Annotated in this window: 19 protein-coding genes and 2 pseudogenes; 9 read left to right on the forward strand and 12 right to left on the reverse strand. The window is 75.3% G+C overall.

What is annotated here, in order from left to right; all coding sequences use genetic code 11:
* Positions 1 to 27: 27 nt before the first annotated feature.
* Entirely contained in the window at positions 28 to 1,305 is a 1,278-nt protein-coding gene (locus tag ACWENR_RS08740; RefSeq protein WP_452276424.1) for an LOG family protein, read from the reverse strand.
* Positions 1,306 to 1,770: 465 nt separating this feature from the next.
* Here ACWENR_RS08740 and ACWENR_RS08745 point away from each other — a divergent pair, with 465 nt between their 5' ends.
* Positions 1,771 to 2,199 carry a DUF3151 domain-containing protein gene (locus tag ACWENR_RS08745; protein WP_452276425.1) on the forward strand — a complete coding sequence of 143 codons (429 nt, stop codon included), beginning with the start codon at positions 1,771 to 1,773 and terminating at the stop codon, positions 2,197 to 2,199.
* Between the two features lie 52 nt (positions 2,200 to 2,251).
* Here the strand turns inward: ACWENR_RS08745 and ACWENR_RS08750 are convergent, their stop codons facing one another.
* Both ACWENR_RS08750 and ACWENR_RS08755 read right to left on the reverse strand, forming a co-directional pair.
* Entirely contained in the window at positions 2,252 to 4,477 is a 2,226-nt protein-coding gene (locus tag ACWENR_RS08750; RefSeq protein WP_452276426.1) for a chromosome partitioning protein, read from the reverse strand.
* An 80-nt stretch (positions 4,478 to 4,557) separates the two neighbouring features.
* A pseudogene (locus ACWENR_RS08755) lies at positions 4,558 to 5,466 on the reverse strand (hypothetical protein); the annotation flags it as partial.
* 486 nt (positions 5,467 to 5,952) lie between these two features.
* Between ACWENR_RS08755 and ACWENR_RS08760 the strand changes: the two are divergent.
* The 4 genes from ACWENR_RS08760 to ACWENR_RS08775 all read left to right on the forward strand — a co-directional run bounded on the left by ACWENR_RS08760 (position 5,953) and on the right by ACWENR_RS08775 (position 10,232).
* Complete coding sequence (locus ACWENR_RS08760; RefSeq protein ID WP_452276427.1) at positions 5,953 to 7,242, forward strand: adenylosuccinate synthase; 1,290 nt, start codon at positions 5,953 to 5,955, stop codon at positions 7,240 to 7,242.
* 232 nt (positions 7,243 to 7,474) lie between these two features.
* Positions 7,475 to 8,443 (forward strand): hypothetical protein, encoded by a 969-nt coding sequence (locus ACWENR_RS08765; protein WP_452276428.1) that lies wholly within the window; start codon positions 7,475 to 7,477, stop codon positions 8,441 to 8,443.
* 151 nt (positions 8,444 to 8,594) lie between these two features.
* A complete protein-coding gene (gene purD, locus ACWENR_RS08770; RefSeq protein WP_452276429.1) occupies positions 8,595 to 9,845 on the forward strand; it encodes a phosphoribosylamine--glycine ligase in 1,251 nt (416 codons plus the stop codon).
* A gap of 219 nt (positions 9,846 to 10,064) precedes the next feature.
* Positions 10,065 to 10,232 (forward strand): hypothetical protein, encoded by a 168-nt coding sequence (locus ACWENR_RS08775; RefSeq protein WP_452276430.1) that lies wholly within the window; start codon positions 10,065 to 10,067, stop codon positions 10,230 to 10,232.
* On the opposite strand, the gene ACWENR_RS08780 is transcribed toward ACWENR_RS08775, so the two are convergent.
* The 4 genes from ACWENR_RS08780 to ACWENR_RS08795 all read right to left on the reverse strand — a co-directional run bounded on the left by ACWENR_RS08780 (position 10,223) and on the right by ACWENR_RS08795 (position 15,277).
* Entirely contained in the window at positions 10,223 to 11,548 is a 1,326-nt protein-coding gene (locus ACWENR_RS08780) for an MFS transporter (protein WP_452276431.1), read from the reverse strand. The two genes, ACWENR_RS08775 and ACWENR_RS08780, sit on opposite strands and share 10 nt — an antisense overlap.
* A gap of 185 nt (positions 11,549 to 11,733) precedes the next feature.
* Positions 11,734 to 13,296: an AMP-binding protein gene (locus ACWENR_RS08785; protein ID WP_452276432.1), complete on the reverse strand. Its 1,563-nt coding sequence runs from the start codon at positions 13,294 to 13,296 to the stop codon at positions 11,734 to 11,736.
* Positions 13,297 to 13,608: 312 nt separating this feature from the next.
* A complete protein-coding gene (locus ACWENR_RS08790) occupies positions 13,609 to 14,823 on the reverse strand; it encodes an acyl-CoA dehydrogenase family protein (protein WP_452276433.1) in 1,215 nt (404 codons plus the stop codon).
* 1 nt (position 14,824) lies between these two features.
* Positions 14,825 to 15,277, reverse strand: a complete 453-nt coding sequence (locus tag ACWENR_RS08795; protein ID WP_357449789.1) for an SCP2 sterol-binding domain-containing protein — start codon at positions 15,275 to 15,277, stop codon at positions 14,825 to 14,827.
* 68 nt (positions 15,278 to 15,345) lie between these two features.
* On the opposite strand from ACWENR_RS08795, the gene ACWENR_RS08800 reads away from it, so the two are divergent.
* A complete protein-coding gene (locus ACWENR_RS08800) occupies positions 15,346 to 15,981 on the forward strand; it encodes a TetR/AcrR family transcriptional regulator (protein WP_452276434.1) in 636 nt (211 codons plus the stop codon).
* A 133-nt stretch (positions 15,982 to 16,114) separates the two neighbouring features.
* Here the strand turns inward: ACWENR_RS08800 and ACWENR_RS08805 are convergent, their stop codons facing one another.
* Both ACWENR_RS08805 and ACWENR_RS08810 read right to left on the reverse strand, forming a co-directional pair.
* On the reverse strand, positions 16,115 to 16,756 hold the full coding sequence (locus ACWENR_RS08805) for a DedA family protein (protein ID WP_452276435.1): 642 nt from the start codon (positions 16,754 to 16,756) through the stop codon (positions 16,115 to 16,117).
* 114 nt (positions 16,757 to 16,870) lie between these two features.
* Positions 16,871 to 17,776, reverse strand: a complete 906-nt coding sequence (locus ACWENR_RS08810; protein WP_452276436.1) for an NAD(P)-dependent oxidoreductase — start codon at positions 17,774 to 17,776, stop codon at positions 16,871 to 16,873.
* Positions 17,777 to 17,867: 91 nt separating this feature from the next.
* Between ACWENR_RS08810 and ACWENR_RS08815 the strand changes: the two genes are divergently transcribed.
* The 3 genes from ACWENR_RS08815 (at position 17,868) to ACWENR_RS08825 (ending at position 20,570) form a co-directional block, all read left to right on the forward strand.
* Positions 17,868 to 18,488 carry a TetR/AcrR family transcriptional regulator gene (locus ACWENR_RS08815; protein ID WP_452276437.1) on the forward strand — a complete coding sequence of 207 codons (621 nt, stop codon included), beginning with the start codon at positions 17,868 to 17,870 and terminating at the stop codon, positions 18,486 to 18,488.
* Positions 18,489 to 18,549: 61 nt separating this feature from the next.
* Entirely contained in the window at positions 18,550 to 19,932 is a 1,383-nt protein-coding gene (locus tag ACWENR_RS08820) for a sensor histidine kinase (RefSeq protein ID WP_452276438.1), read from the forward strand.
* Positions 19,929 to 20,570: a response regulator gene (locus ACWENR_RS08825; protein ID WP_452276439.1), complete on the forward strand. Its 642-nt coding sequence runs from the start codon at positions 19,929 to 19,931 to the stop codon at positions 20,568 to 20,570. Before ACWENR_RS08820 ends, ACWENR_RS08825 begins: the two co-directional genes overlap by 4 nt.
* A 240-nt stretch (positions 20,571 to 20,810) precedes the next feature.
* Here the strand turns inward: ACWENR_RS08825 and ACWENR_RS08830 are convergent, their stop codons facing one another.
* The 3 genes and pseudogenes from ACWENR_RS08830 to ACWENR_RS08840 all read right to left on the reverse strand — a co-directional run.
* Entirely contained in the window at positions 20,811 to 21,455 is a 645-nt protein-coding gene (locus ACWENR_RS08830) for a DedA family protein (RefSeq protein ID WP_452276440.1), read from the reverse strand.
* Between the two features lie 141 nt (positions 21,456 to 21,596).
* Positions 21,597 to 22,877, reverse strand: coding sequence for an adenylosuccinate synthetase (locus ACWENR_RS08835; RefSeq protein ID WP_452276441.1), 1,281 nt, complete (start codon positions 22,875 to 22,877; stop codon positions 21,597 to 21,599).
* Positions 22,874 to 23,469: pseudogene (locus ACWENR_RS08840) on the reverse strand (hypothetical protein); the annotation flags it as partial. The gene ACWENR_RS08835 and the pseudogene ACWENR_RS08840, both read right to left, overlap by 4 nt.

A 23,469-nucleotide genomic window follows, 5' to 3' on the forward strand; every position in this document is an offset into this window, starting at 1 on the left:
GCCGGCCGTCGGCGTGTCCGGCGCCGGTCAGCTCGCGGTCAGCACCCGGACGGCCTCGTGCACGTCGTCGGTGAGGTGCACGGTGGTCGACAGGTCGCCGAACGGCGAGGCGCCCAGCAACGGCCGCAGCAGCGCCTCCACCGGCAACTCGTGCGTCCAGTACGCGCGGTCCAGGAAGACGTACGCGCCGCTGGCCCCGTCGGTGCCGTAGTACGTCTTCGTGGCCGCCTGGAACACCTCCTGCACGGTGCCGGCCCGGCCGGGCGCGAAGACGATCCCGCCCCGGGCCAGCCGCAGGATGGTGTCCTCCCGGATGGCGTTGGAGAAGTACTTGGCGATCCGGCCCGCGAAGAGGTTCGCCGGCTCGTGCCCGTAGAGCCAGGTGGGGATGGCGAGCCCACCGGTGCGCGCCCAGTCCGCCTCGCCGCCGGCCAGTGCGGCCGAGTCGACGCGGGACACGTCGGCGGGGGCGACCCGGGACCCGCCCGCCGGGTCGGCGGCGCGGGGCCGGGGCGGCGGCACCGGCCGGCCGTAGCGCTCCCGCACCCGCAGCGCCGCCGCCGTGTAGCGGTCGTGGTCGGTGAAGTCCGGCGCCTCGGCGAGCAGGTCGATCGCCGCGTCCAGGTCCTCGACCGGCCGCAGCGCCAGGAACGCGCCGAGGTTGGCGGCCTCCATCACCCCGGGCCCGCCGCCGGTCACCACCAGCCGGTCGGCCCGGGCCAGCTCCCAGCCCAGCACGGCCGCCATCCGGTAGGGCACGCTGCCGCGCGGCACCGCGTGCCCGCCCATGACGCCGACCACCGACTGCGGCCCGTGCGTGGCGAGCCAGGCGCGGGTGGCGTCGGCGAGCGCGTTGTCCACGCCGTGGTCGTGCAGCCGCTGGCCGAGCGCCTCCTTGACCTCCGGCAGCGCCCCGCCGTGCGCGCGGAAGTGCTCGTAGACGCGGGTGTCGTACATCCCGGCGAAGCCGCCCTCGGCGAAGCCGGCGGCCAACTCCTCCGGCGTGTAGAGGTGCGACGGCTGGGTCGGGTAGGGCAGGCCGGAGAACGGCGGCACCACGTTCGCGCCGCGCCGGACCAGGTCGGCGCCGACCTCCCGGGAGGCGAAGCGGCACCCGACGAAGAGGGTGCCGGCCACCTCGGTGCCGGTGAGGTCGGGGACGGGGTCGAGGTCGAGCCGCAGCCCCTGCACGGTCAGCCCGACCAGGCTGCCCGTGGCCAGCCGCCGGTCGAACTCGGCGCGCGTCTCGATCTCGTCGGTGCAGGTGTGCGGCTCGATGACGTCCGCGGGAGGTGGGGTCGGCACCCCTGCCATCCTGCCCCGCCCGGGCAACCGGCCAAACCTGCGGGGCACCGCGCCGCCGGGGGACCCGACGGACCCGCGTCGGGCCGTACCGTGGCGGGCCGGCGGAGGGCGGTCGGGGGCCCGGGGCCGGCGGAGGGCGGTCGGCTGCCGTGTCGACGGCGGGCCGTCGGCGGCCCGGATCGGCGGCGGGGGTGCGGGGCGCGGCGACGGTGCCGGTCGTCGCGGGCCGCACCGGGCCGCCGACCCGGGATCGCGCCGGCCTCTCCCGGAGCGGGCAGGAGCCCGGCGGCGCAGCCACCGGGCTCCTGTGTAACCCGGTCCTGGGGAGGCTCCGGACCAATAGTTGTAATGGAAAATATCCTCCGGTGGAATAGGCCGCAGGCGTGACCAACTCCTCAGCCGTTCAGTCAACCGGCTCGCCCAACCCCCTCGCGCGCCCGCGGGCGAAGCGGGTTGAATGGGACGATGCAGAACCTGTTGCCGGAACCACCGGCCACCCTCCTCCCCGCGCACGACGAGGCCGACGCCGCGCTGGCCGCCGCCGAGCAGGCCGGCAGCGACGAGGCGTACGCCGAGGTGGCGGCGCGCTTCCCGACCTACAGCGCAGGCTGGGGCGTGCTGGGGGCCCGGGCGCTCGCCGCGGGCCAGGTCGTCCCGGCGTACGCCTACGCGCGCACCGGCTACCACCGGGGGCTGGACCAGCTGCGCCGCAACGGCTGGAAGGGCCACGGCCCCGTGCCGTGGTCGCACGAGCCGAACCAGGGCTTCCTGCGCTGCCTCTACGTGCTGTCCCGCGCCGCCGACGAGATCGGCGAGGCGGACGAGGCGGCCCGCTGCGCCCAGTTCCTCCGCGACTGCGACCCGGCCGCGGCGGACGCGCTGGCGAGCAACTGAGCATGCGCCGTCGGCCGGCCCGACGGGGCCGGCCGACGGCGTGGCCGGGCCCCTACAGCCCCTCGGCGACGGCGGCGGCGATCTTCAGCCAGGCGTCCCGGGTGGCCGAGGAGAGGGCCGAGTAGCGGATCGGCTCGCCGGTGTCGATGAGCCGCTCGTACGGCGCGAGCAGCACCGCCCGCGTCCGGGCCGCGAAGTGCTCCTGGATCGCCGGCAGGTCGATCTCCTTGCGCGAGGGCGGCATCGAGACCACGGTCACCGCCTGGCGGACCAGCCGCTGCCGACCGCTCTGCTCCAGGTGGTCCAGCATCCGGGCGGCCGTCTCCGCCGAGTCGTTCCGGGCCGACATGGTGACCACCAACTGGTCGGTGGCGTCCATCGCGGCCTGCCAGTTCTGGGCGCGCACGTTGTTGCCGGTGTCCACGAAGATCAGCTTGTAGAACCGGCTCACCACCTCGCGGATCTCGGCGAACGCGGCGGCGGTGAGCATCTCGCCGCCGGTCGCCGACTCGTCGGAGGCGAGCACGTCGAACATCCCCTCGCCCTGCGACCGGACGTACTGCGACAGGTCGCCGACCCGCCCGTGCCCCTGGAACTGGCCCAGGTCTCGCAGCATGTCGCGGACCGTACGGGCGTGGAAGTCCTGCTGGGCGCGCATGCCCAGGGTGCCCTGGGTCTCGTTGTTGTCCCAGGCCAGCACGTAGCCGCCGCGCTTCTGACCGAAGGTCATGGCGAGCAGCAGGATGGCTACCGTCTTGCCGGCGCCACCCTTCGGGTTGACCACGGTCACCTGACGCAGGCCGCCGAAGTTGCGGCGGACCATCTCGATGTCCCGCTTGAGTTCCTGCTCGTGCCGTCCCGGTGGGAGCCGCAACCCCATCTTGTTGGCCACCGCCCGTACGCCCATGCTGGCGACCGGGTCGGCCGGGCGGACCTGCCGGCGCCGGGCGAAGTCCTCGGCGGTCGGCGGCGCGGCGGCATCGGGACGCCAGGCCGCGTCCGGGTAGGCGGGCGGCGGCTGGGTCACGCCCGCCGCCGGCTGGTACGCCTGCGGCGGTGCCGGCGGGCCCCCCGGCTGCCCGGGCGGCGGGTACCAGCCGGGCTGCGGTGGGTACGGCCCGGGTTGCGGTGGGTACGGCCCGGGTTGCGGTGGGTACGGCCCGGGTTGCGGCGGGTACGGCCCGAGCTGCGGCGGTGCGGCCGGTTGCGGCGGTGCCGGGACGGCCTGCGGCGGCACGGCGGGTTGCGGCGGTGCCGGGACGGGCTGCGGCGGTACGGCCGGTTGCGGCGGCGCCGGGCTGAACTGCGGCGGCACACCGCCAGACGCCTGCGGCGTCTCCGGGCCGGTTCCCTGCCGCGCCGGCCCCGAGCCGCCGGTGGCCGGAGTCGTCGAGCCGGTGGTCGGCTCCGCGCCGGCCGCCCCGGTCCGTTGCGGTGGCTGGGCCCACGGCGATTCGGCCCCGCGTGGGCCGCCGACCGCGGCCCTGCCGCTGGCGGTGGTTGGCGCAGAGCCGCCGACCGCAGCCCTGCCGCTGGCCGAGGACGAGGTGCCCGGCGTGTTTGCGCCACCGGTCCAGGACGGGACGGTCTCATCCGGAGCGGGCGCCGGGCCGTCGGCGTCCGGGCGCGCGCCCTGCGACGTGCGGTCCGTCGGGTCGCCACCGCTGGCGGGAAACGCGTCGGGACCGGGCGTGGATCCGGCCGACGGGGGAACCGGGGCCGGCCCGGCCGTGGCCGGCTGGTCGAGGGTGAAGGGCAGATCGAGGTCGACCCGGGGCACCGGCACCGCCGGCGGCGTGCCACCCGCCGCGGTGTCCGACGTACCGGCCACGTCGGCCGCGCCGGCCGGCGTGCCGCTGGTGTCGGTGGTCGGCCAGGCGCCCGGGCCGGCCTCGGGCGGGACCGTCGGTCCGATCGCCGGGTTCGGTGGTGTGTGCACCATCGGGGGCGTCCAGCCCTGCGCGGGCGGGGTGGGAGCCCAGGACGGACCGCCGGGCTGACCGGACGTCGCCCAACCGCTGGGAGCGGGCACCCCGCCGGTGAGCGACGGGTAGTCGGCGGGCGAGGGCGGCGCGGCTGGTGACTGACCGGTCGCCGGTCGGGGAGCCGGAGGCGGGGCGGCGGGCGGCGGTGCGCCGGTCGACGGGTCTGCGGCCCACGGCGGCGTGCCGACACCCGACCCACCGTCGATCTGGTCCGGTGGCCAGAGTGGTTCGATGTCCCGCTCCGGCACTGGCTGCTGGCCGGGCACGTGGGCCCGGTCGGCGTTGTTGTCCACCACGGTTCCTCCCCATTCCTCCTGCCGAGGATAGGCCCACGAGCCGAACGGGGGCGGGGTGCCGCGAGGGGACGTCGAGGTCAGCCCGCCCAGACCGCCCAGGCGCCCGGCTCGGTCCACCAGGACCGCTTTCGGTTCAGTTCGCCCTCGACACCGTCGTCGAGATATGGGAGCTTCTCGTCCCGGGGGAGCACGGAGACAGCCCGCCCGCTGGCCCGGCGCACCTCCAGCCGCACCCGCTTACGGCCGAACGTCGACCGGGTGACCACCGGCACCGCGACCGCCACCTCGACCCGCCCGTCGGTCGGATCCGGCGGGCTGAGCAGCGCCACGTCGTCGAGACGCGCGTAGCCGCCCGCGTTGCCGATCGCGCAGGCCATGATCGGGTCTTCACCGTCGGAGAGGACGGCGTCGTCCACCTCGACGCGTCCCCGCCAGTGCAGGGGCCGGCCGCCGTCGTCGGCGGCGCCGATCAGCGCGCCGTCCAGCGTCACCGAGCCGCCGTCGTTGCGCAGCAGGTCCAGCCGGCGGGGGGTGCCGTCCAGCACCGCGGCGGCCACCGCCGCCGGGTCGCGGGGCAGCCCGAGCTGCGCCGCCAGGTCACGGTGGGTGGTGCTCCTGGCCGGATCCAGCGGGAGTACGCCGATCGGCGGCAGGTCCGGCACCGTCCGGTTGCCGGGCAGGTCGTCGGGGCGGCGGCTGGGCGGTGGGGCGTACCGCCGGACGAGCCGGCGCACGACGGCGCGCAACTGGGCGTCGCTCGCCGCCGCGACCACCAGCCGGACCTTGGAGTCCGGGTCGGGCCAGGTGAGGCCGTCCGGGCGAGGCGGCCCGTCGAAGCGGGCGAGCACCTCGTCGATCTCGGCGTCGGAACGGGCGGTGACCGTCTCCACCCGGGCGCCCCGGGCGGTGAGCGCGTCCGCGCAGGCCAGCACCGGCACCCGGGGGGTGTCGCAGCGCTCCCCGGTCCGGGCCCCGTCGCTGCCGCAGACATCGGCGGCACCGTGCCCCCCGGCGTCGGGCGTTGCGCCGTCGGTCCCGTGCGTTCCGGCGTCGGCTCTGCGTGCTGCGGCGTCGGTCGCGGCCCCGTCGGCTGCGGCGTCGGCCCCGTGTGCGCCGGCGTCGGGCGTTCCGGCGTTGGGCGTTGCGGCGTCGGTCCCGGGCGTTGCGGCGTCGGTTCCGGGCGTTCCGGCGTCGGGCGTTCCGGCGTCGGGCGTTGCGGCGTCGGTTCCGGGCGTTCCGGTCCCGGCCCCGGGCGCCGTCGCACCGCCGCAGCAGCCACCGCCGCTGCCGCAGGCCCCGCCGGGCGCGTCGCGCTCCGAGCCGAGGGTGAGCAGCACCACGTCGTACACGGAAACGGCCTCCTGCCTCTCGACGCGACCCCTGCCGGCCGCGCCGTCACTACTTGTTAGCCTGACACCCCGGGCTCGCTGACCGGTCGCCACCTGGCACCCGAGCCTTCTGGAGGCGAGAAGATGCCAGCGATCGTGCTCCTCGGCGCCCAGTGGGGCGACGAGGGCAAGGGCAAGGTTACCGACCTGCTGGGTGAGCGGGTCGACTACGTCGTGCGCTACTCCGGCGGCAACAACGCCGGCCACACGGTGATCACCCCGGACGGCCAGAAGTACGCGCTGCACCTGATGCCGTCGGGCGCGCTCTCCCCGAGCGCGATGATCGTCATCGGCAACGGTGTCGTGGTCGACCCGAAGGTGCTGCTGGCCGAGATCGACGGGCTCGCCGAGCGGGGCGTGGACGTCAGCCGGCTGCGCATCTCCGGCGACGCGCACCTGATCATGCCCCACCACCGGGCCCTCGACCGGGTCGTCGAACGCTACCTCGGCAGCTCCCGCATCGGCACCACCGGCCGGGGCATCGGCCCTGCGTACGGGGACAAGGTCGCCCGGATGGGGATCCGGCTGCAGGACCTGCTCGACCCGGGCATCCTGCGCAAGAAGCTGGAGCTGGCGCTGCGCGAGAAGAACCAGCTCCTGTTCAAGACCTACAACCGCAAGGCGATCGACGTCGACGAGACCGTCGAGGAATATCTCCAGTACGCGGAGCGACTCAAGCCGTACATCGCGGAGACCCGGGTGATGCTCTGGGACGCGCTGGACCGCGGCGAGACCGTCCTGCTGGAGGGCGCCCAGGCCACCATGCTCGACATGGACCACGGCACGTACCCCTTCGTGACCTCGTCGAACCCGACGGCCGGCGGGGCCTGCGTGGGCGCCGGCATCCCGCCGACGGCGATCAGCAAGGTCATCGCGGTCAGCAAGGCGTACACGACGCGCGTCGGCTCCGGGCCGTTCCCGACCGAGCTCTTCGACGACAACGGCCAGCACCTGCGCAAGATCGGCCACGAGTACGGCACCACCACGGGCCGGGAGCGTCGCTGCGGCTGGTTCGACGCCGTCGTCGCCCGGTACGCCTGCCGCCTCAACGGCGTCACCGACCTGGTGGTCACCAAGCTCGACGTGCTCACCGGCCTGCCGAAGGTGCCGATCTGCGTCGGGTACGAGATCAACGGCGAGCGCTTCGACGACATGCCGATGACCCAGACCGACTTCCACCACGCGACTCCGATCTACGAGGAGCTCGACGGCTGGTGGGAGGACATCACCAAGGCCCGCACCGAGGACGAGCTCCCGGAGAACGCCCGCCGCTACATCGCCCGCATCGAGGAACTCTGCGGCACCCGCGTCAGCGTGGTAGGCGTGGGCCCAGGCCGCGAGGAAAACGTCCTCCGCCACCCCCTCCTCCCCTAACCCCCCTCCCCCTCCCCCCTCCCCCCGGACCCGCCCCGTTGATCATGGCGTTAGCGGCGAAGTTGATCGCGATCAGTGCCGCTAACGCCATGATCAACCAGGACTGGGGGCCGTGGGCCACGAGAGCCGGGGGCAGTGGGCCACGAGAGCCTGGGGGTGGTTGTCCACAGGTGTGGGGTGGTTGTCCACAGGGGGGAGCGGGAGAGGGCGGGGTGGGCCAGGGTGGGTGGTCGTGGATCGTGCGAGGGAGCTGCGGCGAATCGTTGGCGGGCAGGACGGGTTGGTCACCCGGGCCCAGGCGCTGAGGATCGGGTTCGGGCGGCATGAGATCGACAACCTGGTGACGTTCGGCCGCTGGCGACGAGTCGCCCGGACCGTCTACCTGGTCGGCGGTGGGGTGGGCGGGGAGTCGCCGGACGAACGCGCCGTCGCCGGCCCGGACGTGCCGCTCGTACGGCGGCGACGGATCCGGGCGGCGCTGCTCTCGCTGGGACCGCATGCGCACGCGGTCCTCGGTACGGCGGCTGAGCTTCACGGCATCGCCGGGCTGCCGCGCAGCGACGAGATCCACGTGGCGCTGCCCGGCGCCGCCGCGAGGCGGGAGCGGGTCGGGCACCCCGGTCTGGTGCTCCACCAACTGGAACACCCGGCGGCCTCGGTCGTCCGCGTCGACGGTATGGCGGCCACCTGTCCGCTGCGTACCGTGGCCGAGGTGATCCGGCGTGTCGGCCGGTACCCGGCGGTCTCGGTGCTGGACTCGGCGCTGTACCGCCGGTTGATCACGGAGGACGACCTGTCGTTCCTGCCGCGCCTGTTGCGGCGCCGGCGGGGAGCGGTGGCCGCGCGCGGCTACCTCGCGGAGGCGGACGGCCGCGCGCAGTCCCCGCTGGAGACCCGGACGAGGCTGCGTTGCGTCGACGGCAGAGTGCCCCCGGACGTCCTCCAGCTGCCGGTGCGGGACGACGACGGCTACCTGCTCGGCGTCGGTGACCTGGGTTGGCGTGGCCCGAGGGTGATCGCCGAGGCCGACGGCCGAGGGCCGCACGGCAGCCCCGAGGCGATCTTCGCCGACCGGCGCCGACAGAACCGCCTGGTCAACGCCGGGTGGACCGTCCTCCGCTTCACCTGGGCCGACACCCTGGACCCCGGCTACATCCCCTGGACCGTCCGCAACGCCATCACCACCTCCCCCCACCGCTGACCCCCACCCACCCCCGCCCCCCGGCCCCCGCCCCCCGGCCCCCGCCCCCTCACCCCGTTGATCATGGCGTTGGCGGCACTGATCGCGATCGACTTCGCCGCTAACGCCATGATCAACGAGGGCGGGGGGGAGGGGTCAGTAGGATGCGGGCGTGCGCGTACTTCTTCTTGGTGGTGGGGGGCGGGAGCATGCGCTCGCGCTGGGCCTCGCGTCTGATCCGTCCGTCGAGCGGTTGATCGCGGCGCCCGGCAATCCCGGGATCGCCTCGGTCGCCTCGGTGCGGGGCGTCGATCCGTGCGATCCGGCGGGTGTTGCGGCGCTGGCGGTGGAGACCGGCGCCGACCTGGTGGTGATCGGGCCGGAGGCGCCGCTGGTGGCCGGGGTCGCCGACGCCGTACGCGCCAAGGGGATCCCCGCGTTCGGGCCGTCCGGGGAGGCGGCCCGGCTGGAGGGCTCGAAGACGTTCGCCAAGGACGTGATGACCGCCGCCGGCGTGCCGACCGCCCGCGCGTACACCTGCACCGACGCGGCGAGCACCGGCCGGGCGCTGGACGAGTTCGGCGCGCCGTACGTGGTGAAGAACGACGGGCTCGCCGCCGGCAAGGGCGTCGTGGTGACCGACGACCGCGCCGCCGCGCTGCGGCACGCCGAGGAGTGCGGCCGGGTCGTCGTGGAGGAATACCTGGCCGGCCCGGAGGTCTCCCTCTTCGTGGTCACCGACGGCGAGGCGGCGGTGCCGCTGCTGCCGGCGCAGGACTTCAAGCGGGTCGGCGACGGCGACACCGGCCCGAACACCGGCGGCATGGGGGCGTACGCGCCGCTGCCCTGGGCGCCGCCCGGCCTGGTCGACGAGGTCATGCGCGACGTCGTCCACCCGACCCTGGCCGAGATGGCGCGCCGCGGCACGCCGTTCGCCGGCCTGCTCTACGTCGGGCTGGCGATCACCGCCGACGGCCCCCGGGTGATCGAGTTCAACGCCCGCTTCGGCGACCCGGAGACGCAGGTGGTGCTCGCGCTGCTGGAGACGCCGCTCGCCGGGCTGCTGCACGCCGCCGCCACCGGCACGCTGGCCGCGCACCCGCCGCTGCGCTGGCGCGACGGTGCGGCCGTCACGGTCGTGGTCGCCGCCGAGGGCTACCCGGCCGCCCCGCGTACCGGTGACGTGATCTCCGGGGCCGAGCGCCCGGGCGTCATCCACGCGGGCACCGCGCGGCGGGCCGCCGACGGCGCATTGCTCTCCGCCGGGGGCCGGGTCCTCTCCTGTACGGCCACCGGCCCCGACCTGGCCGCCGCGCGCGAGGCCGCCTACGAGCTGGTACGCGGCGTCGACCTGCCCGGCTCGCACCACCGCACCGACATCGCCTCCGCCGCCGCCGAGGGCCGGATCACGATCCCGGGCTGACCGGGCAACCTCCACCCTCCCGGCCTCCGGTTGAGCGGTGAGGCGAGGAGGTGGCGGGATTGCCTGCCGACATCGAGAGTTACCGCGAGTACGTCGGGGCGAGGCTGGAGCCGCTGCGCCGCACGGCGTACCTGCTCTGCGGCGACTGGCAGGAGTCTGCTCTCCGCCAGCATCCAGCCGAACCCGAGCCACAAGGGTGCGGAGCGGCGCACGGTGCGGGTGCAGCGGACGGACGGCACGACCGTGACGGTGTACGCGGACAACTTCCCGATGATCATGAGAATCAAGGACGGCCCCAAGTCGCTGGAGCCCGCGCCGCCGCCGGTGGTCACCATGGCGCAGTTGACCGCCATCGCCACCGCGCCCGGGTTCACGCTCTATCCCTGATCCGGCGGGTCCCGGTGCGCCGAGGGCGCCCACTGCTCGCCGAGCGGGAGCGGGCCCTCGACCCGGCCCGACGTGCCGCCGTCCGGGGCGGGCGGGTGGCGGGGCGGCTCGTCCAGCGCCCGCAGCACCGGCAGCGGCGCGGCGACCAGCGCCGCCACCAGCAGCGCCCCGGCGAGCAGCAGGAACGCCGGGCGCAGCCCGAGCCACTCCACCAACGGCCCGGCGGCCAGGTAGCCCGCCGGGCCGGCGGCGTACGTGAAGGAGGTCATCACCCCGACCACCCGGCCGCGCAGCCGCTCCGGGGTGCGGGTCTGCATGGCGTAGTTGGCCAGCGGGTTGACCGGCCCGTACGCGAGCCCGATCACGGCGGCGAAGCCGAGCATGGCCGGGTACGGCGGCAGGGTCGCCAGCCCGACCAGGGCCACCCCGGTGACGACGAGGGAGATCACCATGAGGGTGCGCCGCCGGATCCGCCGTCCCGCCGTGCCGGAGGCGAGCGCTCCGACCACCGCTCCGGCGCTCATCGCCATGAGGATCGCGCCGAGCCGGGCCGGCTCGCCCTGGTCGACGAACCACGCCGGCAGCAGCACGCCCTCGACCGGCAGGTAGAGCGCGACCAGCACCATGGTGATCAGCGCGATGGTCCGCAGCAGCCGGTCCCGCCAGACGAACCGCAGCCCCTCCGCAGTACCGGCCCACAGGCCGGCCGGGGGCCGCTCGGGGCGGCCGGCTCCGGGCAGCCGGACGGCGGCGACCATCGCGACGGCCAGCGCGAATCCGGCGGCGGTGGCCCAGAGCGTCGGGCCGGGCCCGATCGCGGCGATGAGCACGCCGCCGACGCCGGGCCCGATCAGGAAGGCGAGGCCCCAGACCGCCTCGTGGATGCCGTTGGCCCGCTCGATCCGCCACCGGGCGGCCTGCGCGGCGGCGGGCAGCAGGGTCTCCCGGGCGGTCAGCCCGGCCGGGTCGAAGACGGCGCCGAGTGCGGCCAGCGCCACGATCCAGCCGAGGTTCAGCCCGACCAGGGCGTCCAGCGCCGGGATCGCGGCGACCGAGACGGCGGAGAGCGCGTCGGAGACCAGGGCCGTACGCCGCCGGCCCAACAGGTCCACCACGGTGCCGGAGACCAGGCTGGACAGCAGCAGCGGCAGCGCGGTGGCCGCCGCGACGACGCCGGCCGCGGTGGCGCTGCCGGTGCGTTCCAGCACCAGCCAGGGCAGGGCCACGGTGGCCACCCCGTTGCCGATGCCGGAGAGCAGCGTCGCGGCCTCGACCAGCAGCAGGGGCGTCCGGCGGCGGGACTCTGACCTGATCATCGTGCTGCCAGCCTAGGGGGCGCGGCCGGGAGCGCGAACGGGAACGGCCGGCGGCGCGAAGGCGAACCGCCGGGGATGCGAAGGCGAACCGCCGGCGGCGCGAACGGGAACCGCCGGCCCCGGGAGCGCGAACGGGAACGGCCCGCGCCCGGCCCCGGCGGCCCGGGGCGACGCCGGGCAGCGGGTCAGGGGTAGTAGCGGCGCAGCTCGCGGGTGAGCACCTTGCCGGTCGCGTTGCGCGGCAGGTACCTGACGAAGACGACGTCGCGGGGCACGGAGAAGCGGGCCAGGTAGTGCCGGACGTACTCGCGGACGGCCTCCGGGTCGAGGGTCTCGCCGGGGTGCAGGGCGAGGAACGCGGCGAGGCGCTGGCCGTACTCGGGGTCGGGCACGCCGATCACCGCTGCCTCGCGCACCTGCGGCAGCCCGGCCAACAGGTCCTCCACCTCGGACGGAAAGACGTTCTCCCCGCCCGAGACGATCATGTCGTCCGCCCGGCCGTCGACGAAGAGCAGCCCGTCGGCGTCGACCCGGCCCAGGTCGCCGGTGTCGAGCAGCCCGTCGTGGCGCTCCCGGGTGGCGCCGGAGGTGTAGCCCTCGAAGAGCATCTCGTTGCCGACGAAGATCCGGCCCACCGCGCCGTCCGGCATCGGCTCGCCGGCCGCGCCGAGGATCGCCAACCGGGTACCGCGCGGCGGCCGGCCGGCCGTGGTGGGCGCCGCGCGCAGGTCGGCCGGGCCGGCGATGGAGGCCCAGGAGACCTCGGTCGAGCCGTACAGGTTGTAGAGCACGTCGCCGTAGACGTCCATGAACCTGGGGGCGAGGCCGCCGGGCAGCGCGGATCCGCTGACCGCGACCACCTTCAGCGGGGGCCGTGGGTCCGGCGGCGGCACCTCCAGCAGCCGCTGCAGCATCACCGGCACGGCGAAGAGCGCGTCGCAGCGCTGCTCCGCCAGGGCGGCGAGCGTGGCGGTCGGGTCGAATCGGCGGTGCAGCACGATCGTCGCCCGCAGGGCGAAGCACACCTGCAGGGCCGCGAACCCCCAGGTGTGGAAGATCGGCGCGGCGATCAGCACCCGGTCCCCGGCGTGCAGCGGGATGCGGTCGATGATGGAGACCAGCGGGCCGAACCCGTGCGGCGTCGGTCGCCGGGCGCCCTTCGGGGCGCCGGTGGTGCCGGAGGTGAGCACGATGATCCGGCCGTCGCGGTCCGGCGGGCGCAGCGCGCCGGGGGACGCGCCCGTCACCAGCTCCTCCCGGGCGCGCTCGTCGAGCCGCTGCACCTCGGCGGGCAGGCCGACGACCCGCTCGGCGAACTCCGCGTCGTGCACCAGCACCCGCAGCCGCTGCTCCTCCGCGACGGTGGCGAGCTGCGCGGCGGAGAGCCCCGTGTTGACGAGCACGGCGTCCGCGCCGAGCAGGGTGGCGGCGACGATCGTCTCGATCAGGCCGTGGTGGTTGCGGCAGAGGACGCCGATCCGGTCGCCGGCCCGCACCCCGAGCGCCGCCCGCATCGCCCGGGCCGTCCGCTCGGCCCGGTCCAGCAGCTCGGCGTACGTCAGCGCGGCGCCCCCCTCGTCGATCACCACGGTCCGGTCGGGGTTGCGGGCGGCGGCCTGGCGCAGCTCCCCGCCGAGGCTCAGGCCCCACTTGCGCAGCGCGCCGAGCTGGGCGGCGATGCGGGACGGCCGGCCGGGGGTGAGTAACCCGCGCCGGGTCAGGGTGGCGATGACGAACGGCAGGTCCATGACGTGGCCTCCTCGTGCGGTGCGCGGAGGGCCCCGCTCGGGGGCCCGCCGCGGGCGATCACTTCGATCACGCGCCGGGGCTGGTCGGGGTGCTGCGGTCGTTCGGGCCGGAAGGCGGCCCTCGGGGGTGCTGCTGTCCGGGCCGCCGGTCGGCGGCACCTCAGGGGAGTGCTGCGGTCGTCCGGGCCGCGCGGGTCGGCGGCCCCTGAGGGGAGGGTTGCGGTCGTCCGGGCCGTTGGTCGAACGGGCCTTCGGGCGGCGCTGCGCCCGTCCGGGCCGCCGGTCGGCGGCCCGGCCGGGCGGGGTGCGGGGTCAGCGGATCTGGACGCCGGAGATGGCGCGCGAGATGACCAGTCGCTGGATCTCGGAGGTGCCCTCGAAGATGGTGTAGATCTTGGCGTCCCGGTACCAGCGCTCGACCGGGTGGTCCCGCAGGAAACCGGCCCCGCCGAGCAGCTGCACGGCCTTCTCGGTGACGGAGACGGCCACCTCGCCGGCCTTCAGCTTGGACATCGAGCCCTCGCCGGCGGTGAAGGGCCGGTTGTTGCGGCCCATCCAGGAGGCCCGCCAGACCAGCAGCCGGGCGGCGTCGATCTCCGTCTTCATGTCGGCCAGCGCGAACGCGACCGCCTGGTTCTCGATGATCGGCCGGCCGAACTGGACCCGGTCCTTCGCGTAGTCCAGGGCGTACTCGTAGGCGGCCCGGGCCACGCCCAGCGCCTGCGCGCCGACAGTGGGTCGGGACAGCTCGAAGGTGCGCATCGCCGCCTGGCCGGAGGCGCGCTGGCCGGATCGGGCCCGCGCCAACCGCTCGTCCAGGGCGTCCTTGCCGCCGAGCAGGCAGCGCCCCGGCACGCGTACGTCGTCGAGGAAGACGTCGGCGGTGTGCGACGCGCGCAGGCCCAGCTTGCGCAGCTTGCGGGTCGCGGTCAGCCCGGTGGTGCCCGGCGGTACGACGAACGCCGCCTGCCCACGGGAGCCGAGCGTCGGGTCGACCGAGGCGGTGACCACGTGCACCCCGGCGATCCCGCCGTTGGTGGCGTACGCCTTCTGCCCGCTCAGCACCCACTCGTCGGACGCCTCGTCGTAGACGGCGCGGGTGCGCATCGCCCCGACGTCGGAGCCGGCCTCGGGCTCGCTGGTGCAGAACGCGGCGACGGCCGGCTCGTCGACGGTGCCGAAGCACTGCGGCACCCACTCGACCATCTGGTCGGGCGTGCCGGCGCCGTAGATGGCGGCCACCGCGAGGGAGGTGCCGAAGATGCCCAGCCCGATGCCGGCGTCACCCCAGAAGAGTTCCTCGCTGGCGATCGGGAGGGAGAGGCCGGTGGGGTCGGCCCAGCAGGTGGCGAGGAACTCGAAGCCGTACAGGCCGACCTTCGCCGCCTCCTGGATGATCGGCCAGGGGGTCTCCTCCCGGGCGTCCCACTCGGCCGCGGCCGGGCGCACGACCTCGGCGGCGAAGCCGTGCACCCAGTCGCGCAGATCCCGCTGTTCCTCGTTCAGGTCGAGCGAGAACTCGGCCATGTCAGGCCTTGGGGATGTCGAACAGGTTGGCGATGTTGGCGGCCAGGCCCAGGTCGCCCTTGGCCTTGAGCTTGCCGGTCATGAACATCATCACCGGGTTGGCGCCGCCGGAGACGATCTTCAGGAACTCGACCGGGCCCATGGTGAGGCTGAGCTTCGGGTCGTGCTGCGCGGTCTCGTTGACCGTGCACGCGCCGTCGGCGATGACCACCTCGTAGGTGTCGGTGCCGCCGTCGGGACGGCCGGTGATGTTCCAGTGGATGACCGCGTTGGTCGAGCCCGCCCGGTCGGCGCGGAAGAGCTGCGGCATCCGACCGAAGACCTCGCCGAGGATCTTGCCGCGCAGGTCGCCGGACATGACCTCGGCGATCTTGTCGTCCGGGGTGGACTTCACCAGCTGGGCGAACTCCTTGGGGCCGACGTTCGCGAAGTTGGCCGGGTCGAAGTCAGTCATGGGGCTGCACCTTCCGGGTGTTGGCTACTCGTGCGTAACCCTACGCACGAGTAGGTATGCTCGCAAGGGTGTCCACCGCACCCACCTTCAAGCGCCTCCCCCGTGCCGTACGCGAGCAGCAGATGCTCGACGCGGCCGTGAAAGTCTTCTCCCGCAGGGGCTTCCACGCGGCCAGCATGGACGAGATCGCCGAGGACGCCGGCATCTCCAAGCCGATGGTCTACGCCTACCTCGGCACCAAGGAGGAGCTCTTCGTCGCCTGCCTGCACCGGGAGGGCACCCGGATGATGCAGGCCATCGCCGGAGCGGCCGCGCCGGAGCTGCCGGCCGACGAGCGGCTCTGGCGCGGCCTGCGGGCGTTCTTCGGCTTCGTCGGGGCGCACCGGGACGGGTGGGCGGTGCTCTACCGGCAGGCCCGGGGCGAGCAGCCGTTCGCCGGCGAGCTGGCGGGCATGCGCGCCCGACTGGTCGACATCGTCGCCGGGATGCTCGACCACGCGCTGCGCGCCGAGGGGCGCGAGGCCGGCGAGACCGACCTGGAGGTCGTCGCGTACGCCCTGGTGGGGGCGACCGAGTCGCTGGCCGACTGGCTCGCCGACCACCCGGAGGCCGACCCGGAGAAGACCGCGACCCGGATGATGAACGTCGCCTGGCTCGGGGCGGGCCAGCTGCTGGCCGGCACCGCCTGGCGGCCCGGGCGGTAGCAGGCCGGGCCGCCAGGAGCGGGGGGCAGCGCCGCAGCCGGGCCGGCTCCCGGGTGCGGCGGCCGACGCCCGAGCGGGGTCGGAGCCGCGGTCTGGCCAGCTCCCGGGTGCGGCGGCCGACGCCCGAGCGGGGTCAGCGCGGCAGCCGGGCCGGCTCCCGGGCCGGCGCGGCGGCGGCCACCCGGCGGCGGCCCGCGAGCCAGCGGAACCCCTCCACCACCAGGGTCACCGTCAGGGCGAGACCCAGGCCGAGCAGCAGCCCACGGATCGGGTCCTGCTCGAAGGCGAGCCCGCCCAGGTAGCCGACCAGCGCCGAGTAGACGCCCCACGAGCAGGCGGCGAGCGCGTCGAAGGCGAGGAACCGCCGCCGGGGAAAGCGGGTCGCGCCCATGGTCATGGTGACGGCGGTCCGGCCACCCGGGACGTACCGGGCGACGGTGAGGATCAGCCCGCCCCGGGCGGCGATCCCGCGCCGCGCCCACTCGTAGGCGGCGCGCCGCCGACCGTCCTCCGGCAGGCGGGCGAGCAGCCGACCGCCGCCGTGCCGGCCGATGGCGTACGAGACGTGGTCGCCGACCAGCGCGCCGGCCGCCGCGACCACGATCACGGCCGGCAGGTCGGGCTGACCGGTCGCCGCGAACACGCCGGCGGTGATCACGGCCGTCTCGCTGGGTACCGCCGGGAAGAAGCCGTCGATCACCGCGATCGCGAAGAGCGCCAGGTAGACCCAGGGCGAGGACATCGTCTGGTGGAGCAGGTCGAGCACCGAATCCATGATCCCGATGCTGGTGCAACGGGACGGCGCGGCCATCGGCCGACGGTCAGGCGGCAGGTGCGACTTAAGTCGTGCCCGACCCGGAGACGGATCCGGGTCGGACACGGCCCGTTCTCAGGGTCGGGCGTGGGCCGGCGCGGCGGCGTGCCGGCCGTCCACACCGGCGCCGAACACCTCGACGAGGCTGGTGAGGCTCTGGTCGGCGCGGCCGTCCGCCGTGGCCCGCCGGAAGGCGTCGAGCACCGCGGCCGGCAGGGTGGTGTCGATGCCGGCCGCCTCCACGGTGTGCAGGACGTGCCCGATGCTCGCCTCGCCCATGGCCACCCGGTCGACGTCCCCTCGGTGGTCGCCCTTGTCGACGCGCGGCGTGTAGAACTCCAGGAACTGGGCCACGTTTGCCGTCTTCAGCGCCGCGGGGAGGAAGTCCGTCGCGGTGATGCCGTGGGTGCGGGCCACGGCCAGGGTGTGCAGCCAGCTGACCATGACTGTCCAGAACATGTTCATTTCGAGCTGGTAGTACAGCGCCGCCAGGCCCGGGTCCTCCCCCCGGTAGTCGGTGCTCGTCAGCACCTCCAACGTCTGCCGGTGTGCCTCGAACGCGTCTGCGGGGCCGCTGTAGTAGGTGGCGGAGTCGGGGTTCCCGATGCCGGACGGCGGCACCTGCACCCCGCCGGTGAGCTGCCGTGCGCCGCGCTCGGCGAGCCAGGCCGCCGCCTCCCGAGCCCGCTGCGGGGTGTCCGAGCTGAGGTTGGCGACGACCCGACCGGAGAGCGCGTCCGTGGCTGGGCCGAGGATCGCGTACATCGCCGCGTAGTCGGTGAGGCTGAGGACGACCAACTCGTTGGCGGTCAGGGCCTCGTCCACGCTCGCCGCCCGGCGGGCGCCCCGACGCACCAGTTCGTCGGCCTTGGCCGCCGTCCGGTTCCAGACCGTGACCTCGAACCCCCTGTCCAGGAACGTCTCCACCATCGCCCGGCCCATCGGACCGAGGCCGATGACGGTCACTGCGCGGTCAGCCATCACGTATCTCCTTCTAGAACGAACGCTCTATCTAGTGGGAGGACGCTAGCACGGCATTAGAGCGAACGTTCTATCCGGTAGCCTGGGCCGCATGAAGACGTCGGCCGCCCGGCAGCCCGCGACCGCGGACGGCAGCCTCGGCACCCGGGACCGGATCGTGCGGGTCGCCTCCCGGTTGATGCAGCGCCAGGGCTACGACGGCACCGGGATCAAGCAGATCTCCGTGGAGGCCGCGGCGACGCTGGGCTCGGTCTACCACTTCTTCCCTGGCGGCAAGCAGGAGCTGGCCGTGGCCGCCATCCGCCACGGCGACCAGGAGTTCGCCGAGTTGCTCCGGGCGATCCTCGACCAGGTGGCCGACCCGGCCGAGGCGGTGGTCGCCTGCGCCCGCGAGCTCGCCGAAGGGCTGCGCGACTCGGACTGGGCCGACGGCTGCCCGGTCACCGCCACCGCCCTCGGCACGGCGAGCCGGGCGCCGGACATCCAGCGGGCCGCCGCGGAAGCGTTCGCGCACTGGCGGCTGCTGGTCGCGGACAAGCTCCGTCGCGCCGGTATCGCGGAGGACGACGCGGAGGAGTTGGCCCACACGGTCATCTCCGCGCTGGAGGGCGCCGAACTCGCGGCCCAGGTCTCCCGCAGCGACCGGCCGCTGCTGACGGCCGGCCGACACCTGGCCCAGCTGATCGACCTGCACCGGTCGCCGGGTGCCTGAGCGGGGCGGGCACCGGAGGCGGCCGGGCGGCAGCGGCCTCCGACCGGCCTAGGCTCGGGAGGTGACCTCCCGCGCCGCCGCGCTCCGCCACACCGTCGACCGGTACGCTCCCGTGCTGCTCGCCGTCGTCGTGGCGGCGACGGTCTGGGGGTCGGCGACCGGCGCGCTGGGGGTGCGCTCGCCGCTGCCCCGCGCGCTGGTCCTCGCGGTCGCCGTCCTCGCGGGCTGGGCCGCCGCGACGGTACGCGTGCGGTGCTGGCCGGTGTTCGTGGCGGCCGCCGGGGCGTGGCTGCTCCTGGCGGCCTGGCCGGCGGCGGTCGTGGCGTCCGGTCAGGCGGGCCTGCGGCTGCGGGACCGGCGGCGGCTCACCGCCTTCCTTGCCGGCGCGACCCTCGTCTCGGCCGTGGGCGTGCTGATCGGGGTGGCCGTCGGCGGCGAGCGGCGGCTGACCACCGCGACGCCCGCCAACGCGACGGCGATGTTCGCGCTGACCGTGTTGTTTCCGCTGGTCGTCGGGCTCTGGATCCGCGCCCGCCGGGACACTCTCAGCGTCCTGCGGGACCGGGCGGAGCGGTTGGAACGCGAGCAGGAGGCGCGCGCGGAGCGCGTCCGGGCCGAGGAGCGCGCCCGGATCGCCCGGGAGATGCACGACGTGGTGGCGCACCGGGTGTCGCTGATGGTGGTGCACGCGGGAGCGCTGGAGGTCACCGCCACCGATCCGGCGACCGCCGAGACCGCGACCCTGATCCGGTCCACCGGGCGGCAGGCCCTCGCCGACCTGCGCGAGGTGCTCGGCGTGCTGCGCCAGCCCGGGTTCGCCGGCCAGCCGACGACCGTGGCGGACGGGCTGGCCGGCGTCGACGACCTGGTGCGGGAGTCCCGCGCCGCCGGGCTGCGGATCGACCGGCGCGACGAGGGGACGCCCCGGGCCGTTCCCGCCACCGTCGGCCGGACCGTGTACCGGGTGGTCCAGGAGGCGCTGACGAACGTCCGCAAGCACGCGCCGGACGCGGACACCACCGTCCGGCTGCGCCACCTGTCCGGCGGGCTGGAGGTCGTCGTCCGCAACGGCCCGCCGGGCGGCGTGCCCGGGGCGGACGCGGGCGCACCCCCGGAGAGTGCCGAGCCCGGGCCGGGTGCGGGTGGTCGGGTGGCGGATCGCGCGGCTGTGCGGGATGCGACGGGTGGTGCGGGCCTGCCGGATGCGGGTGATCGGGTGGCGGATCGCGCGGCCGTGCGGGGTGTGGTGAGTCGGCCGGCGGACGGTGCGGCGGCGCGGGGCGCGGGTGGCGGGTCGACGGACGGTGTGGGCCTGCCGGGTGCGGGGCTCGGGCTGATTGGCCTGCGGGAGCGGGTGGAGCTGCTGGGCGGGCGGCTGGAGGCCGGCTCGCGCGACGGCGGCTTCCTGATCCGGGCGCTGATCCCGGTCGAGGAGGCGACGTGATCCGTGTCCTGGTCGTCGACGACGAGCACCTCGTCCGCTCCGGCCTGCGGCTGATCCTGGAGGCGGCGCCGGACCTCGCAGTCGTAGGCGAGGCGGCCGACGGGGCGGGGGCGCTGGCCGAGGCGCGGCGGCTCCGTCCCGACGTGGTCCTGCTCGACGTCCGGATGTCGGGCGTCGACGGGCTGACCGCCGCGCCGGAGCTGGTCGCCACCGGCGCGAAGGTGATCATGTTGACCACCTTCGACCGGGACGAGTACGTGCACCAGGCGCTACGCGCCGGGGCCGTCGGCTTCCTGCTGAAGGACACGCCGCCCCGGGACCTCGCCGCGGCGGTGCGGACGGTGGCTGCCGGCAACGCGATGCTCGCACCCACCGTGACCCGGCGGCTGATCGACTCCTTCGCCGAGCGTGGCCCGGCCCGGCGGGACGCCGCGCGGCGGCGGCTCGGCCAGCTCACCGAGCGGGAGCTGGAGATCGTCCGGGAGGTGGGCCGGGGGCTGGGCAACGGCGAGATCGCCCGCCACCTGACGATGAGCGAGGCGACCGTCAAGGCGCACGTCAGCCGCGCGCTCGCCAAGCTCCAGCTCGCCAACCGGGTGCAGCTCGCGATCGTGGTCCACGACGCCGACCTCCTCTGACCGCCCTCGCTCGGCAGGGGGTCGCCGTGCCTGTGCGGCATGCTGGCCGCCGTGGCCGCGTGGCAGAGAGGGCCGCCGCGCTCCGGCCCGCTGGTCGCCGTCGTGGAGCCTTGGGCACCGGTGGAACGTCACGGGTGTCTCCGGCCCGCCATGACACCCATGACGTTCCACTCATGGCCGGCGCCCACTCATGGCCGGCGCCCACTCATGGCCGGCGCCCATCCGTCGGCCGGCGCCCACTCATGGGCCGGCGCCGTTCGTCGGCCCGCGCCGCTCGTCCGCCGCGCGGCGGGGGGTGCGGTGGCGCAGCCAGCGGATCGACTCCAACAGCAGCGTGACCGCCACCGACGCGCCCACCCCCGCCAGGATGCCCTTGACCGGGTCGCGTTCGAACGCCAGCCCGCCGAAGTAGCCGAGCAGGGCGCAGTAGAGCGCCCAACTCGTCGCCGCGATCGCGTCGAACAGCAGGAACGAGCGGAGCGGGTAACGGACCGCCCCCATGGTGAGGGTGACCGCCGTGCGGCCGCCGGGCACGTAGCGGGCGGTGGTCAGGATCAGCCCGCCGCGCCGGTGCACGGCCCGCCGGGCCCACTCGGAGCCGGCCCGGCGTCGACTGTCGGCGGGTAGCCGGGCGAGCCGGTTCGCGCCGCCGCCGCGCCCGATGGCGTACGAGACGTGGTCGCCGGCGCAGGCTCCGAGCGCGGCGGCGACGATCACCGCGACCAGGTTGGGGTTGCCGCCGGCGGCGAGCACGGCGGCGGTGATCACGGCCGCCTCCCCGGGTACCGCCGGAAAGAACGCGTCGACCGCGGTGAGCCCGAACAGCAGCAGGTACACCCAGGGGGAGGTGACCAGCTGCCGCATCAGGTCGATCGCGGACTCCATGCCCCCATGCTCGTCGGGCGCGACCCGCCCGGTGGCCGAGTCGCGAGACTCGCCGGGGCAGCCCGGCCTGCCGGACCGGGGCCGCGCCGATACCGCGCCGCACGGGGAGGCCGCCGGCCGTGCGCCGGGAGACGCGCCGGATCAGCCCGAGGCGCCGGGACCAGGGCCGACCAGGATCGGTGGGGCGAGCAGCGGGCCGTGCGGGACCTTGTCGCCGGCGGTGGGGCCGTGCGAGGTGAGCACCACCGGCGTGGCCAGCCCCTCGGCGACCGCCGACGGCCAGTCGGCGGGGGCGTCGTCGTGGACCGGGCGGGAGCGCAGCAGCCGGGCGGTCAGCGCCGCCTGCCGGTCCAGGTCGCCGGGCGGGCCCGGGGTGAGCCGGTCGGTCCGGTCGTAGCGGCGGCAGATCCGCAGCGCGGGGCCCGCGAGGTCGACGTGGGTCAGCGCCAGGCCGTCGACCCCGCCGGCGGCGGCGAGGGCGTACCGGTGGGCGACCGCGTCGAAGTGGCCGAACCGGAAGCGCCCCTGCCACGGGTTGGTCGGGTTGTGCGGGTCGGTCAGCGGCAGGGCCGGGTCCTCGGTCACCAGCGGGCCCGGGCCGTGCCGGGTGGTGACCACGCGCAGCACCCCGATCCGGGTGGCCGTGCCGGCCTGGCCCGCCTCGGTGAGCAGGCCGTCGACGTTGGCGAACGTGGTGGTGCTCCACGTCGTGTACGGGTGGAAGCCGTGCCACTCGTCGAGCAGCACCCCCTGCGCCCCCTCGAAGACGCAGGTGCCGGCGCGCAGCGCCCCGGCCAGCCAGCTCCGGTCGACGATCGCGACCCGCCCGGCGAACCCGGTGAACGCGGGCAGGCAGTCGTCGACGGGCGGCGCGTCCAGCGGGCCGAGCTCGGCGGCCAGCCGGTCCCGCAGGGCGGTCAGCCGGCGGCGCAGCAGCGCCGGGTCGAGGCAGTCGGCCACCCGGGGCGCCTCGTCGGGGTGGGCGAGCGCGTACGCCATGGTCTCGCCCACCCCCAGCCCGCAGGAGCCGTGCCGGTCGGCTCCCCGGGCGATCTCCCGGGCCCGGTTGGCGGCCCGGTGGTACGGGGTGGCGAGCAGCGCCTCCCCGTCCACCGTCAGCCGGTCGAGCGCGTCGGGCACCCCGACGGCGGCGAGGTGGTCGGCCTCGGCGGCCAGCGCCAGCGGGTCCACCACCACGTGCCGCGACAGGTGCGTACGGACGCCGGGGTGGAAGGTCCCGGCGCCGAACTGCGCGAACGTGTGGTGCCGCCCGTCGCCCAGCACGACGTTGTGCGCCGCCTGCGCGCCCCCGTTGAAGCGGACCACCGTGTGCACGGGCCGGGTGGCGCAGAGCCAGTCCACGACCGTGCCCTTGCCGGCGTCGCCGTAGCCGAGGTCGACCACCGCCACGTGCCTGCTCACAGCCGGGTCACCTCGCCGCCGGTGTCGCGGAACGCGGGCAGCGTCGAGACCTCGGCGCGCCGCCCCCGACCCAGCCGGGCCAGCGCCTTGGAGACCGTGCCGGTGGCGCTCGAACCGGCCCGGTCGAGGTGGCGCAGGCCCTCGTCCAGGTCGACGGCCTGCTCGCCGAGCCCGATGGTGAGCGCGATGGTCTCGCAGACCGCGTCGAGGTCGTCCAGCACGACGGCGTTCTGCCCGAGCAGGTCCCGCCAGAAGTCGAGCACCTTGGCGTTGCCGGAGTAGTGGCTGCCGGCGGGAAGCAGGTAGTAGGTGTCCCAGCGGCGGGTGACCTCGTCGACGACCTGCCGCAGGGGCACGTCCTCGCGCAGGTCGTCGCCGATCAGCCCGGCCACCTCGCGCGCCTTCACCCGCGGGTACGCCAGCTCGTCGCCGATGATGAACAGGTAGCCGCGCCGGCCGCGCTTCTCCCAGGAGTCGGTCACGGTGTGCCGGGCCATGAAGTACATGGCCAGCTCGTACGACTCGGTCATCTGCCCGCCGCCGCCGCCCTCCAGCACGATGCGGCCCAGGTCGTCGTCCATCCGGTTGTCCG

The sequence above is a fragment of the Micromonospora sp. NPDC004336 genome (assembly GCF_053602615.1).